This is a genomic window from Pseudomonas fluorescens, assembly GCF_005938625.1.
In the GTDB taxonomy this organism is placed as follows: Bacteria; Pseudomonadota; Gammaproteobacteria; order Pseudomonadales; family Pseudomonadaceae; genus Aquipseudomonas; species Aquipseudomonas fluorescens_BD.
In genome coordinates, this window is sequence record NZ_VCNJ01000008.1 from 103,530 (window position 1) to 118,075 (window position 14,546).

Sequence of the window (14,546 nt, forward strand, 5' to 3'; positions counted from 1 at the left end):
TTACCCACAATCGCTGTGGAACTGCCTGTGGATAACCTGCGTGAAAGGGCCTACAGCCCATAATGGCCGAGGCTCACAGCGTACTGACTATTTTTTAACCAGGTACTGAATCAAACGAAAATCCCCCTGTGGGAGCGAGCTTGCTCGCGAAGGCGTCGGTGCACTCAACATTTAATTGACTGACCCACCGCTTTCGCGAGCAGGCTCGCTCCCACAAGGATCTCCCACACTGGTTTGCGCTGTTAGAATGCCCGGCTTATCCCGCCATACCGCAGCGCACGCCATGACCCAGAACTCCGCCTCCTCCCCCGCTCACGTCGCCATCTTCGGCGGTGGCCCTGCCGGCCTGATGGCCGCTGAAGTGCTGAGCCAGGCCGGAATCCGCGTCGACCTGTACGACGGCATGCCCTCGGTGGGCCGCAAATTCCTGCTGGCTGGCGTTGGCGGGATGAACATCACCCACTCCGAAGCGTACCCGGCGTTCCTCTCGCGCTACGCCGAACGCGCACCGCAAATCGCCCCGTTGTTGCGCGGCTTCGACGCCGATGCGTTGTGCACATGGATTCACGATCTGGGCATCGAAACCTTTATCGGCAGCTCCGGCCGCGTATTCCCTACCGACATGAAAGCCGCGCCGCTACTTCGCGCCTGGCTCAAGCGTCTGCGCGACAGCGGCGTAGTTATCCACACACGCCATCGCTGGCTCGGCTGGGATGAACACGGTGCGCTGCGCATCGACAGCCCGGAAGGTGAAATCACCGTCAAACCCGACGCCACCCTGCTCGCCCTCGGCGGCGGCAGTTGGTCGCGCCTCGGTTCCGACGGCGCGTGGATGCTACCGCTGGAACAACGCGGTGTAGGACTGGCGCCGTTGCAACCAAGTAATTGCGGCTTCGAGGTGCAGGCCTGGAGCGAATTGATGGTCAGCAAATTCGCCGGCGCGCCGCTGAAAAATATCGCCATTGGTTTGAACGATGACATTCCGCGCTTGGGTGAATGCGTGATCACCGCGACCGGGATTGAAGGCAGTCTGATTTACGCGCTGTCAGCGCCGATTCGTGAGGCGATCAATCAGTATGGCGCGGCGGTTGTTCACATCGACCTGCTGCCCGGCCGGCCTGTGGATAAATTGCAGGCAGCGTTGAGCAAGCCAAGGGGGTCGCGCTCGATGGCCAAGCATCTGCACAGTCAGGTCGGCATTGATGGGGTGAAAGCGGCGTTGTTACGGGAACTCACTGATGCGGCGACCTTCGCTGATCCGGCGTTATTGGCGCGAGCGATCAAGGCGCTACCGCTGACGTTGGTCAAAACGCGGCCGCTGGACGAAGCAATCAGCAGTGCCGGTGGCGTGACGTTCGAGGCGATGGATGAGCGCTTGATGCTCAAGGCGTTGCCGGGGGTGTTCTGCGCGGGGGAGATGCTGGATTGGGAAGCACCGACGGGCGGCTACCTGCTGACAGGCTGTTTCGCCAGCGGCCGGGCGGCAGGGTCGGGGATCCTACAGTGGCTCAAACACCCCTAACCCTGTAGGAGCTGACGAGTGAAACGAGGCTGCGATCTTTTGATCTTCGGCAATCAAGATCAAAAGATCGCAGCGTGCCGCAGCTCCTACAGGAGTTACGGTTTACGCTTACGAGGGCCGGTGTTGAACACCGGTACTTTACGTACAGGCTTGATCGAAGGCTCCGGCGCCTGCGTCTCGCCGCTATCCACCCACTTGCCCAGATTACGCTTGCCACCACCACCGGAAGCTTTCGGCTTCTTCGGTTTCTTCGGCTTCTTGATCACCTGACCGCTGGCATCGGTGTCCGGCACGCGGTGCTCAGGTTCGAAATCCGGTTCGTTCTGACGATTCAACGTCTGCCGCGTCAGCATTTCAATTGCCGACAACATGTTCACTTCATCCGCGCAAACCAGCGAGATCGCCTCGCCCGTCGCGCCTGCACGACCGGTACGACCAATGCGATGGATGTAGTCTTCAGCCACGATCGGCAAATCGAAGTTGATCACCAGCGGCAGATCTTCGATATCCAAGCCTCGCGCAGCAACGTCGGTGGCCACGAGAATCTGCACTTCACTGAGTTTGAAACGATCCAGCGCACGCTGACGGGTCGCCTGCGGTTTGTCGCCGTGGATACCGTCGGCATTCACACCGAGGCCCTGAAGTTTTTCCACCAGCGCATCCACGCCGTTGCGGGTCTTGGCAAAGACCAGCACCTGCTTCCACTTGTTCTTGCGCATCAGGTGCACGAACAGTTCGGCCTTGCGCTTCTTGTCCACCGTTACGATCCACTGCTTGACGGTGTTGGCCGCGACGTTGCGCGGGCTGACTTCGACGGTCAGCGGATCGTTGAGCATCTGCCCGGCCAGCAGGCGGATATCATCGGAGAAGGTCGCGGAGAACAGCAGTGTCTGGCGCTTCTTCGGCAGCATGCGATAAATGTTCGCCAGTTCTTCGGAGAAGCCCAGGTCGAGCATGCGATCGGCTTCATCCAGCACCAGAGTCTGCAACTGATCGAGTTTCAGCGCGTTCTGGCGGAACAGGTCGATCAGGCGACCTGGCGTGGCGACCAGCACATCGACGCCGCCGCGCAGCTTCATCATTTGTGGGTTGATGCTGACGCCGCCGTACACCGCGTATGTGCGCAGCGGCAGGTTTTCGGCGTATTGGCGCACGGCTTCGTGAACCTGTTCAGCCAGCTCGCGGGTCGGCACCAGAATCAGCGCACGCGCCGAGTTGGCAGCGACTTTCGGCCCTTCCATGGCCAGTAACTGCAGCAGCGGCAAGGCGAAACCGGCGGTTTTGCCGGTACCGGTCTGGGCGGCGGCCATCAGGTCGCGACCGGCCAGAACGGCCGGGATGGCTTGCGCCTGCACCGGCGTCGGGGTCTGGTAGCCGAGCTTCTCGAGGGAGCGCAGCAAGGGTTCGATCAGGCCAAGGGTGGCGAAAGTCATGGAAGTACCGTAGGAAAAAATGACGCAGGCATGCAATGTCGCGCAGTTTACCCTAATTCGTACGCTGTTCCGCGGGAACGGCTGTCGGCGCTGCGACTGGCGGCTGTGCCGGGCGGCGCCACTGCGGCAAACCAATCAACACCACGGCGCTGATGATCACCAGCATCGCCAGCGCTTCTTCGATGCCGATGGTCTCGCCGACAAACACGATGCCCAGCAACACCGCGACTGCCGGGTTGACGTAGGCATAACTGGTCGCCGCCGCCGGACGCACGTGCTTGAGCAGGTACATGTAGGAGTTGAAAGCGATGATCGAGCCGAAGAAGATCAGGTACGCCAGCGCCAGCCAGCCCTCAACCGGGGGCATCGCTTGCAAGTGTTCACCACTGACGGCGCTACCAATCAGCAGCACCACACCGCCAACCAGCATTTCCACCGCACTGGCCATCGCCCCCTGCGGCAACGGCAAATGTTTGCTCCACACCGAACCGAACGCCCAGGTCGCCGCCGCAAAAATCAGCAGCGCTGCGCCCATCGGGCTCGATTGCAGGTTGGAGCCCATGTTGAGCATGGCAATACCGATAATCCCCAACGCCACCCCGGCCCATTCCAGACGGGTATTGCGCGCGCCCCAGAAATATCCACAGAGCAAAGTGAACAGCGGCACCGTCGCCACCGCCAACGCAGCAACACCGGAAGCCACGCCCGTGTGCTCGGCCACGCTCACCGCGCCATTACCGAAGCTGAGCAGCAAAATCCCGATGATCCCCGCCGCTTTCCACTGCGCCCAGGTCGGCGCCGGAGCCCCGCGCCAGCGCAGGAACGCGTACATCAACGTGCCCGCAATCACGAAGCGCACACCACCGAGCATCAGCGGTGGCCAGTACTCGACGCCGATGCGGATCACCAGATAGGTCGATCCCCAAATCACGTACAACGCAAAAAACGCGGCGATCAGCGGCAAGGAAAAACGGCGCAAGGCAGGCATGGGCAACTCGAAAGTCTGGGTCAGGGGATGGATTATTCTAGAAAGGCTGACGAGCAAAAATAAGTTACAAAACCTGTTTATAGCGCCGGTACACTTTGGAAAACACGGAGATCGACGGCTTAAACCGCGATTTCGAAAGTCTGGCATTTTCAGGAGTCCGGTCTTGGACAAATACGACCGCATGCTGCTCAGCGCTCTGCTCGAAAACGGCCGTGCGTCTTACGCCGATCTGGCGCGCAAGGTGAACCTGTCAGCGCCCGCCGTGGCCGAACGCGTGGCCAAGCTTGAGGCAACCGGGGTAATCACCGGATATGAGGCGAAAATCGACCTGTCGAAAATCGGCTTACCTATCCAGTGCATGATCGAGTTGCGTCTGCACCAGAACGGCAGTCAGAAGGTCTACGACGAACTGGTGAAAATCCCGCAACTGACCGAGTGCTTTCGAGTGACGGGCGATCCGTGCGTGATGATGAAGGCCGCAGTGGGATCGATGACGGAGTTGGAGGAGCTGATCAATCGCGTGGCGAAGTTTGGTTTCAGCAAGACCTCGATTGTGTTGTCGAGCGCAATCGAAAAGCGCGTGCCGCTCGGCCACATCGAAAACAACGGTAAATCCTGAGGACAATAATGCCACCTGTGGGAGCGAGCCTGCTCGCGAAAGCGGTGTATCAGACAACATCAATGTTGAATGAAAAACCGTATTCGCGAGCAGGCTCGCTCCCAAAGGGGTTGCGTGCTGGATTGGGGATTAGCGATAGCGCTGCAGGTGCTCGCTGACTTTGGCGGCAGGGACTTTCTGCAACTTGCACAGCAGGTCATGGGACAGTTCACGCACGCCATGCTTGCCGCGCAATTCTTCAGCCAGATGCGCCATCAGATTGGCCGCCATCTCCGCATCCGCCATCGCCCGGTGAGCCTGGCCGGTGTGCGGCAGGCGCGCGAACGTAGTCAGCGTGCCGAGCTTGTGGTTCGGCGCAGCCGGCATCAGCCGCCGCGCCAGCAACAGCGAACAGGCAAAGTTCTGCAACCGTGTGCGCTTTATCCGCGCCAGTTCAAAGTCCCAAAACTTCTGGTCGAACGATGCGTTGTGCGCCACCAACGGCGTGCAGCCGACAAACTCATTGACCTCGTTCATCACCTGCTCGGCCGACGGCGCGGTGCGCAGCATGGCGTTGCTGATGCCGGTCAGTTGTTCGATGAACGCGGGGACGCGCACGCCAGCGTTCATCAGGCTCTGGTAACGCTCGACGATGCGGCCGTTTTCCAGCATGACCACGGCGATTTCCGTGGCGCGACAGTTGCTGTTCGGCGACAGGCCAGTGGTTTCAAAGTCGATGACTGCAATGCGTTCCAAACCGGGTTCAACTCCGTACAAATCAATTCTTCAGCTTAATTTTTTAACAGCAGCGCGCCTTCGATCGGCACATAACGGCTGGCGGCGCGGATCAGCGAGTTGGCCGTCAGGCCGGGCACGCCGTAGGCGACTGCCTGCACGCCGTGCTTGCTGATGATGCGTTCGAGCAGCATGTCGAAATCGCCATCACCGGAGGCCAGGACGATTTCGTCGACATGGTCGGCGGCGTCCATGATGTCGAGGGTGATGCCGACGTCCCAGTCGCCCTTGGCCGAGCCGTCGCTGCGCTGGATGTAGGGTTTGAGCTTCACGGTGAAACCGAGGTTGCGCAGGATCTGCTGGAACTGCTGCTGCTTGCTGTCGCCACGGTCGATCGCGTAGGCGTAGGCCTCGACGATCTGCCCGTCCTTGCTGATGTCGGCCCACAATGCGGCATAGTTGAAGTGACAACCATAAGCCTGACGCACGGTGTAGTAGAGGTTCTGCACGTCGGCGAACACTGCGATTTTTTTCACCGGAGTTCCTGTGGGCGCGCAAGCGCACGAAGCGGGATCAGGCGCCAGGCCCGAAAAAGGCGCTCAGTATGCCAGCCATCAGGAGGGTTCCGCGAATAATCGGCCCGGAGCCCTCAGGGGCTCCGGACGAATGGTGAATCAGACGAAGGAATCGTCGTCATCAAAGAACGATGAGTTGTCGTCGCTGTAGTCGGTGTCGGTGAATCCGCCCTGATCATTGCCAGAGAAGCCGTTATCCGCCACACGCTGATCATCGCCCCAGCCGTTGTTGCTCTGGTCGGCGACCTGTGCCGGCTCTTCCTTGATCACTTCAACGATTTCTTCCGGCTGCTGGTTGTGATGGAACAGACTGCTGATGCCCTGCGCCAGCATCACGCCACCGGCCACACCGGCGGCGGTTTTCAGGGCGCCGCCGAGGAAACTGCTACCGGCTGCCGGAGCGGCTTGTTGCGCATAGTTAGGCGGCGGCGCGCCGAAGTTCTGTTGTGGCGCTGGGGCCGCATAATTCTGCTGCGGTGCCGGCTCACGCCAACCGCCAGTGGACGCCGGGGCGGCACTCTGGGTCGGCGCCGGACGCGGGCTACCGCCGAAGATGCTCGAGAGGAAACCGCCACCACCGCTCGGCGCCGGTGCGGCACTCTGCGCCTTGGCCGCTTGCAACTCGGCTTGCAACTGCTGGACCTGTTGAGTCAGTTGCTTGTTCTGCTCGTCGAGGCTCTTGAGCGCCGCCTCTTGCACCAGAATCGCCTGGGTCATGAAATAACCTGCCGCCGGCTGGCGGGTCAGGTGTTCCTTGATCCGCGTCTCTGCCTGGGCATCGCGCGGGGCTGCCTCCGTTTCGGCCTGTTGCAGCCGGGAAAACAGTCCATCGATCAGGGTTTGCTCTTCGCTGTTCATGGCGACCTCGTAGATTGCCGGGGATAACATTGCCCTCGTCCACGTTGGCCGAGGTGCTCTCCTGTAATGGAGACGGTGACAAAACGTTTCAATGACCTTTACCGAATGTTTACGTTTGTGTCGCACCAGCCATCATCGGTTAAAGTGAGCCACTGTTTTCGACCTGCGATACCGACTGATGAATGCCCTCGAAGTACTGCGCGACTCTCTGTATTTTTTCAAACGCCATTTAGGCAGCATCGTGCGGTTGTGCCTGCCGCTGGTGATTTTCGAAGCGTTTTTACAACAAGTGGTCGATCGTGCCAGCGGGCCGGAAAACATCTCGGCGATCAGCATCGTCGTCGGTCTGCTGGTGTATCCGCTGTACACCGCGGCGCTGATCCTGTTCCTCGATGCGCGCAGCCGTGGCGAGACGCCGCGCAACCGTGATCTGCTGGCGATGGCCGCCACTCTGTGGCCGCGCTTCGCGTTGCTCACTGCGCTCAATACCTTGCTGATTCTGTTGGGCCTGTCGCTGTATTTCCTGCCGGGCCTGATGTTGATGGTGATGCTCGCGTTCGGCGAGTACCTGCTGGTGCTGCGCGGCATGGGGCCCTTGCAGGCGATGAAAGAAAGCCTGCGCCTGACCCGTGGGCATTTCTGGCGGATCCTGTTGTGCATTCTCTGTGTGATGACGCCGCTGTGGTTGCTCAAAGGTGCGACGCTGGCGGTGTACCCCGAGCCGCAAAACCCGGTGATCGCCATACTGATCGACAGTGCTCACAGCTTCCTGCAACTGTTCACCAGCGTGGTGTTGTTCCGCCTGTTCATGCTGATCAGCGAATTGCCTGACAAACGTGACAGAGCAATCTGACAGCACTGCGCTTGGGCTTCGAGACGGCCGTCAGGTATGCTCGGGGCCACTTTCTGTAACGCTATAAGCCGAGCCATGACCCGTCTACTGCGCTACACCCTGCTACTTGCCGTGCTCACCCTCGTGCTGATCGGCGCGCTGATCTTCAGCCTGACCTGGCGCCCCGACGCCCGCGAGACCCTGCCGGTCAGTTGCACGGGGACGCCACCGACGCTGGTGCCGGGCCAGGCGCTGAAAGTCATGACCTGGAACGTGCAGTACCTGGCCGGCAAGCGCTACGTGTTCTGGAATGATCTGGCCCAGGGCAACGATGAAGCGCCGACCCTGGAAGACATGGCCTTCAGCCTCGACGAAGTGGCGCGGGTGATCCGCGATGAGCAGCCGGATGTGGTGCTGTTGCAGGAACTGGATGACGGCGCCAAGGCCAGTGACTATCAGGATCAACTGAAGTTATTGCAGGAACGCGTTGCCGACCTGTATCCGTGCAGCGCCAGCGCGTTTGACTGGAAAGCCGAATTCGTCCCCGACTCGCATATTTTCGGCAGCGTCGGGCGACAACTGGCGACCCTGAGCCGCTACCGCATCGAACACGCCGAGCGCCTGCAATTGCCGGTCGCCTCAGCCAACTTCATCAGCCGCCAGTTCCAGCCAAAAGATGCGTTGCTCGCGACCAAACTGCCGCTGAGCGATGGCGGACAATTGACCGTGTTCAATACCCATCTCGAGCGCGCCAGGCAACCCGACGACACGTTGCGGGCGCAAGTGAGCGCCGTGGCCAAAGTGCTCGACAAGTACGAAAGTCAGGGTCTGCCGTGGTTGATCGGCGGCGACTTCAATCTGTTACCGCTTGGTCAGTATCGCCGTTTGTCCGCCGAACAACGCACGCCCTACTCAGCCGACAGCGAACTGCATCTGCTGTGGGACAAGTACCCGATGATCCCGACCAACAACGAAGCCAGCGGCATCGACCGTGCGCAATGGCTGACCCACTATCCCAACGATCCTGGCCTGAACGGCCCGGATCGCACGGTCGACTATCTGTTCTACAGCCCGAAGATCAAACGGGTCGAAGCAACGGTGCGCCAGGACGACACGTTACGCATCTCCGATCACTTGCCGGTGATTGCGCGCTTCCTGCTACCGGCGGCGCCCTAGTCAGGGCCGAGGAATATCGACCCGTCGCCCGAATTGACGATATGGAATCCCATGAAAATCTTATTGGTGTGCAAGGATATTGGTGGTTACGCGCGCAAACTGGCGGACTATCTGATGATCGACAACGACGTGTGTTTTATCGATACGTCATCGATGCAGAACAGTTTTGATCGGGCGCCGAAGATCCTGCGCCGCCCGCTGAAACGCTGGGCGCAGTTGCGTGAGTTCAACAAAGCTATCGCTGCGCATGGACGTTTCGACGTCGCACTCATCATCAACCCGGCCCAGATCGATGCAAACCAGTTGGCCGCCGGACTCAAGGTCTCCGACCACAAGATCGCCTACCTCTACGACAGCTTCAGTCGCTGGCCGATGACGCGCGAAGCGCTTGCCGGTTATGACGAGGTGTTTTCCTTCGACCCGGAAAATGCCGAAAGCTACGGGCTGAAAAAACTCTACAACTTCATTTACGACGATTACATCGCGGACGGTGAGCCCGGTGAGTACTCGGCGTTTGTGGTGATGGCGGGCAAGGATCGGGTGCCGGCACTTGCCGGTCTGGCAGAGGAATTCGATCGCCTCGGGGTGACCGATTACAAGTTTCTGGTTCAGTCCAAACCGGTTCCGGGCGCGCATCCGGGCATCACCTTCTTCGAGCAGAGAATGTCACTGCAATCCGTCGGCGAGCTGGTCAAGCGCTCGCGGATCATTCTCGATATAGCCAAGCCCGGTCAGGCCGGGTTGAGCTTCCGTTTCTTCGAAGCCATGGCCTCACGGAAAAAAGTCATCACCACCAACAACAGCGTGGTCGACTATGACTTCTACAACCCGGCGAACATTCTGGTGATCGATGAGGCCAACCCGGTGATTCCTGAACGGTTCATCAGCGAGCCGTATGTGGATGTGCCTGAACACATCTATCAGAAGTACACACTGCAGGGCTGGGTCAAAACGGTCTTTGCCCAGCAGTGAAATCACATTGTGGGAGCGAGCTTGCTCCGGGCGGCGATCCGACGAATGCGGTGCGTCAGGCAATAAATACATCGACTGACACTACGCCATCGCGAGCAGGCTCACTCCTACAGGGTTTTGTGTTGAATCGGACTCAATGCACCTCTTCCAGGTCGTCATGCAGCAGCCCGAAGATCTGCCGTTTCATGTCGATGAACGAGCGCTCCATGACCATGTCCAGTGAACGCGGACGTTCGATTGGCACGTCGAGAATCTGTTTGATCCGCCCGGGTTTGGCGCCCATCACATAGACCCGGTCGCCGAGCAGAATCGCTTCGTCGATGTCATGGGTGACGAACAAAACGGTTTTCTTGCTGTTGCCCCAGACCCGCAGCAACAGCTGCTGCATCTGCAGACGCGTCTGGCTGTCGAGCGCGCCGAACGGTTCGTCCATCAGCAGAATCTGCGGATCATTGGCCAGTGCGCGCGCGATCGCCACACGCTGCATCATCCCGCCCGACAGCTGCTTGGCATAGTTGTCAGCGAACCCGGCGAGGCCGACTTCGTTGACGTAGTAATCGACAATTTCCTTGCGCCGCGCGGCCGGCATGCCCCGGCGCTTGAGGCCGAACTCGACGTTCTGGCGTACCGTCAACCACGGGAACAGCGTGTAACTCTGAAAGACCATGCCGCGATCCGCACCGGGTCCCTGCACTTGCTGTCCGCCGACGTAGATTTCACCGGAGGTCGGCTCGGCCAGGCCTGCGGTCAAGTACAACAGACTCGACTTGCCGCAACCCGAAGGCCCGACCAGCACGGCAAACTGCTGATCCGGCACTTCGAACGACACCTCTTCCAGCGCGGTAAACGTTCCGCCGTCAGGCTTCTTGTAACGCAGGCTGACCTTGTCCACCTGCAAGCGCGGTGCGGCCTGCGCCGGAGTCGCAACAGGTTCGATAAAACGATGATTGGCAGCAGTCACTGAGCCCATGCGGCAACCCTCAAACGAAGAAAGCGGAACAGTTGATCGGTGACCAGCCCGAGCAGGCCGATGATCGCGATGGCGAGAAAAATCACATCCACTTGAAAGCCGCGCATAGCCTTCAGGCTCAAGTAGCCCAAACCACTGGAAGCGGCGACCAGTTCAGCCACCACCAGATACGTCCAGGCCCAGCCCATCGTTACCCGTAGGGTATCGAGCACACCCGGCACCGAGGCCGGCGCGATCACATGCAACACCGCATCGCGGCGGTTCGAACCCAAGGTGTAAGAGGCGTTGATCAGATCCTTGGAAATGCCCTTGGACACGTCGGCGATCATCACCAGTTGCTGGAAGAACACGCCGAAGATAATCACCGAAACACGCTGCTCCAGACCGATACCGATCCACAGGATGAACAACGGCACAAACGAGGTCACTGGCAGGTAACGAATGAAGTTCACCAGCGGTTCAAGGAACGCCTGAACGATGCGGAAGCTGCCCATCAGCAACCCCAACGGCACCGCGACCAGCGACGAGACAATGAAGCCGACCATCACCACTTCGACACTGGCCCACACATGCGTGCCGAGCGTGCCGTCGCGGCCCAGGCGTACGGCGGCTTCAACCACCGCACCCGGTGTCGGCAAAAACATCCCCGGCACGATGCCGCCGTAAGAAAGCCCGGCCCACAGGCCGACCAACAACACCCAGGCCAGGCCGCTGGCACTCCACACCACTTGCACCGGCAACGCGGTTTTCGGTGTGAGGCTGCGGCTCAGCCACGAATTGCGCTTGAACATGGCACACCTCCTAGAGCGGGCTGACGAAACGGTTGTCGACCAAGTCGTCGTTGCTGACGTTGTACGGTTTGCCCTGCAATTCGCTGGCGGTTTCGTTGGCCAGTTTGATCAGCGCTGCGCTGTCGCCCGGTTTGCCTGGCGAGCCGAGGAGCTTTTCGCTCATCGCTTGATCGTAGAAGCGCACGCCTTGTGCGGCGGCGGCCAGTTCCTTCGGATCGGACAGGTAACCGCCGACGCCTTTGGCCATGATTTTGTAAGCGTCTTCCGGGTGATCCTTGGTGTACTGAACGGCTTTGTACAAACCGGCGACCAGCGCTTTGACGTCTTCCGGTTGCTTCTCGATGACGCTGCAATTGAGCGCGACCACATCGACGATCACCCCGGGGGTGCTGCTGCTGTCGATCAGCACTTTGCCTTGCTGCTTGTCGCGGACCATCGACAGGTGCGGCTCCCAAGTCACGGCAGCGGGTACGCGACCGGCGATGAACGCGGTGGCGGCATCGTCAGCGGTCATGTTCTGCACGGTGATGTCGCTCATCTTCATGCCGTTCTTTTTCAGCAGGTACGAGAGCCAGAACTGCGACGTCGAGCCTTCGTTGACTGCCACGGATTTGCCCTTGAGTTCTTGCAGGCTCTTCACATCCTTGCCGACCAGAACGCCGTCACCGCCATGGCTGTCATCCAGCGCCGCGACCGCTTTGAAGCAGAACTGCGGGCGGTACTTGAGCACCTCATCGATGGTCGACGCCGAGCCGGACAATTGCCCGGACGCCTGCGCGGCCATGTACATCGAGGCCTCTTCGACCACCGGCAATTCGACGGTCAGGCCGTTTTCCTTGAAGTAGCCCAGGTCCTGAGCCAGATAGAGGGTGCCGTAGCCGACCCACGTGGTGTGGCCGATGGACAGGGTGCCGGCCTGGACGCTGGTCGCGACCGTGGCGGCCAGGGCGGTGATTGCCAGTGGCTGAGTAAGACGAATACACAAGGACTTGATCATGGAGCACTCCCGACGCTGTTGATTTAGTTTTGTCATGGGCAGTACGGTCGCCGGCCGTTGTGCAGTTGCTGCCATTGGTCTCTCGCGGACGCTTGGGCGGACAACATTCGGCTGGCGGGCAAGATCGATGGTGGCCCATGTGCGCGGTGAGGAAAATCAGGAAATTGTTGGCTGCAAATGATGAAAAAACTGGGTAGTGCGCACTGCTAAAGGGCAGCGATTGGAGGGGTGCGCGAGGTGGGTGCAGATCGGGGATTTTCTGTGGCTGGGAGAATGCCATCGCTGGCTTGCCAGCGATGGCGTCGGGTCAGCCGACACTTTTGTTGCATGACCCACCGCATTCGCGAGCAAGCTCGCTCCCACAATGATCTCGAGCGAACCCTGGATTTGTAGACACCACTGAATCTGTAGGAGTGAGCTTGCTCGCGAAGGGGGCGACCCGGTTTCAGCGCAATTGAAACCAGGTAGTTTTCAGCTGGGTGTATTTGTCGAACGAGTGCAGCGACAGGTCGCGGCCAAACCCCGATTGTTTGCCGCCGCCAAACGGTACTGTCACATCCAGCGCATCCACCGTGTTGACCGACACTGTGCCAGCGCGCAACTGCCGCGCCACTCGATGGGCGCGGTTAAGGTCATCGGTCCACAGCGACGCCGCCAGCCCGTAGAGACTGTCGTTTGCCAACCGCACCGCTTCCTCTTCACTGTCGAACGGCACGACCGCCAACACCGGCCCAAACACTTCTTCGCGAAACAGCGGCATGTCAGCTGTCACACCGGTAAAAATCGTCGGTTCAATAAAATTATCCGACCCGTTGAAACGCCGCTGCTGACCACCACACACCCGGGTAGCGCCCGACTGCTCGGCGCTGCGAATGAAGCGCATGATGCCGGCCGTCTGCTTATCGTCGACGATCGCACCCGCACTGCTCTGCGGATCCAGCGGATCGCCCGGCAACCAACGTTCGGCCTGCGCTTTCAGCCGTTCAACAAATTCATCATGAATGGAACGCTCCACCAACAACCGCGAGTTGGCCGAGCAGACTTCGCCCTGATTGAAGAAGATCCCGAACGCGGCTTTTTCCGCCGCCAGGTCCAGATCCTGACAATCGGCGAACACCAGATTGGCACTCTTGCCACCGCACTCCAGCCACACCTGCTTGAGGTTCGACTGCGCGGAATACTCCATGAAATATTTGCCGACCTGGGTCGAACCGGTGAACACCAGACAATCGACATCCGCGTGTAAACCCAACGCCTTGCCGGTCTGCTCGCCAAGACCCGGCAAGACGTTCAGCACACCCGGCGGCAGCCCTGCTTCCAGCGCCAGCTCGGCCAGACGCAACGCCGAAAACGGTGACTGCTCGGCCGGTTTGAGGATCACCGAATTACCTGCAGCCAGTGCCGGCGCGAGCTTCCACGCGGCCATGTCCAAGGGGAAATTCCAAGGCACCACGGCGGCCACCACACCGAGTGCTTCGCGGGTGATCGTCGCCAACACATTCGGCGCACTGGGCGCGATCTGATCGTAGAGTTTATCGATGGCTTCGGCGTACCAACGGAACACCCCGGCAGCGCCCGGCACGTCGATGTTGTAGGCATCCATGACTGGTTTGCCCATGTTCAGCGAATCGAGCAGCGCCAGTTCTTCACGATGACTCATCAGCAAATCAGCCAGACGCAGCAGCACTTGTTTGCGCTCGGCCGGGGAGCGTTGCGACCACATACCGGCCTCAAACACTTGCCGTGCATTGCGCACCGCCGCGTCGACATCGTCTTCACCGCACGCGGCGACATTGGCCAGGCACTGACCGCTTGCCGGGTTGATCGCGGCAAAAGTCTGCCCCGATATCGCTGCGCAATGCTTGCCGTCGATCACGGCCTGATCGGGAAACTTCAATGCAACGGCGCGGCGCTGCCACTCTGCAAGCTCAAACACGACGGATGCTCCTGAGACGTTATTGTGCCTCGATGGTCGCTCAGGCCCGCGCGGGCTAAAAATAGTAAAAATGTCTTCGCAGGCAATAAAAACACTGGGCAATGACTTCCCCCAAACGCCGCGCAGGTGGCTATGGTTGAAGGATAAAAACATCGTCGTGCAA

General features: G+C 59.9%; 14 protein-coding genes. 5 read left to right on the forward strand and 9 right to left on the reverse strand.

The window, feature by feature from the left end; genetic code table 11:
- Positions 1–283: 283 nt before the first annotated feature.
- Entirely contained in the window at positions 284–1,522 is a 1,239-nt protein-coding gene (locus tag FGA82_RS06590) for a TIGR03862 family flavoprotein (RefSeq protein WP_141126459.1), read from the forward strand.
- A gap of 95 nt (positions 1,523–1,617) precedes the next feature.
- Here the strand turns inward: FGA82_RS06590 and FGA82_RS06595 are convergent, their stop codons facing one another.
- Together FGA82_RS06595 and yedA are read right to left on the reverse strand one after the other, a co-directional pair.
- Positions 1,618–2,955: a DEAD/DEAH box helicase gene (locus FGA82_RS06595; RefSeq protein WP_141126460.1), complete on the reverse strand. Its 1,338-nt coding sequence runs from the start codon at positions 2,953–2,955 to the stop codon at positions 1,618–1,620.
- Positions 2,956–3,007: 52 nt separating this feature from the next.
- A complete protein-coding gene (gene yedA / locus FGA82_RS06600) occupies positions 3,008–3,943 on the reverse strand; it encodes a drug/metabolite exporter YedA (RefSeq protein WP_141126461.1) in 936 nt (311 codons plus the stop codon).
- A 163-nt stretch (positions 3,944–4,106) separates the two neighbouring features.
- On the opposite strand from yedA, the gene FGA82_RS06605 reads away from it, so the two are divergent.
- Positions 4,107–4,562: an Lrp/AsnC family transcriptional regulator gene (locus FGA82_RS06605; RefSeq protein ID WP_141126462.1), complete on the forward strand. Its 456-nt coding sequence runs from the start codon at positions 4,107–4,109 to the stop codon at positions 4,560–4,562.
- Between the two features lie 129 nt (positions 4,563–4,691).
- On the opposite strand, the gene FGA82_RS06610 is transcribed toward FGA82_RS06605, so the two are convergent.
- From FGA82_RS06610 to FGA82_RS06620, 3 genes are all read right to left on the reverse strand, one after another.
- Positions 4,692–5,297, reverse strand: coding sequence for a 3'-5' exonuclease (locus tag FGA82_RS06610; RefSeq protein WP_141126463.1), 606 nt, complete (start codon positions 5,295–5,297; stop codon positions 4,692–4,694).
- 35 nt (positions 5,298–5,332) lie between these two features.
- Positions 5,333–5,812, reverse strand: a complete 480-nt coding sequence (locus FGA82_RS06615; RefSeq protein ID WP_007949802.1) for an NYN domain-containing protein — start codon at positions 5,810–5,812, stop codon at positions 5,333–5,335.
- Between the two features lie 138 nt (positions 5,813–5,950).
- Positions 5,951–6,709, reverse strand: coding sequence for a DUF2076 domain-containing protein (locus FGA82_RS06620; RefSeq protein WP_141126635.1), 759 nt, complete (start codon positions 6,707–6,709; stop codon positions 5,951–5,953).
- Positions 6,710–6,887: 178 nt separating this feature from the next.
- Here FGA82_RS06620 and FGA82_RS06625 point away from each other — a divergent pair, with 178 nt between their 5' ends.
- The 3 genes from FGA82_RS06625 to FGA82_RS06635 all read left to right on the forward strand — a co-directional run bounded on the left by FGA82_RS06625 (position 6,888) and on the right by FGA82_RS06635 (position 9,689).
- Positions 6,888–7,562, forward strand: coding sequence for a YciC family protein (locus FGA82_RS06625; protein ID WP_141126464.1), 675 nt, complete (start codon positions 6,888–6,890; stop codon positions 7,560–7,562).
- A gap of 75 nt (positions 7,563–7,637) precedes the next feature.
- A complete protein-coding gene (locus FGA82_RS06630) occupies positions 7,638–8,717 on the forward strand; it encodes an endonuclease/exonuclease/phosphatase family protein (RefSeq protein WP_141126465.1) in 1,080 nt (359 codons plus the stop codon).
- A 51-nt stretch (positions 8,718–8,768) separates the two neighbouring features.
- The gene (locus tag FGA82_RS06635) at positions 8,769–9,689 is read left to right on the forward strand and encodes a hypothetical protein (RefSeq protein ID WP_141126466.1); all 921 of its coding nucleotides are present in this window, start codon (positions 8,769–8,771) and stop codon (positions 9,687–9,689) included.
- 133 nt (positions 9,690–9,822) lie between these two features.
- Here the strand turns inward: FGA82_RS06635 and FGA82_RS06640 are convergent, their stop codons facing one another.
- From FGA82_RS06640 to FGA82_RS06655, 4 genes are all read right to left on the reverse strand, one after another.
- Entirely contained in the window at positions 9,823–10,659 is an 837-nt protein-coding gene (locus FGA82_RS06640; RefSeq protein WP_034153794.1) for an ABC transporter ATP-binding protein, read from the reverse strand.
- On the reverse strand, positions 10,647–11,450 hold the full coding sequence (locus FGA82_RS06645) for an ABC transporter permease (RefSeq protein WP_141126467.1): 804 nt from the start codon (positions 11,448–11,450) through the stop codon (positions 10,647–10,649). Before FGA82_RS06645 ends, FGA82_RS06640 begins: the two co-directional genes overlap by 13 nt.
- A 10-nt stretch (positions 11,451–11,460) precedes the next feature.
- Positions 11,461–12,447, reverse strand: a complete 987-nt coding sequence (locus tag FGA82_RS06650; protein WP_141126468.1) for an ABC transporter substrate-binding protein — start codon at positions 12,445–12,447, stop codon at positions 11,461–11,463.
- Positions 12,448–12,892: 445 nt separating this feature from the next.
- Complete coding sequence (locus FGA82_RS06655) at positions 12,893–14,383, reverse strand: aldehyde dehydrogenase (protein WP_141126469.1); 1,491 nt, start codon at positions 14,381–14,383, stop codon at positions 12,893–12,895.
- Positions 14,384–14,546 lie beyond the last annotated feature (163 nt).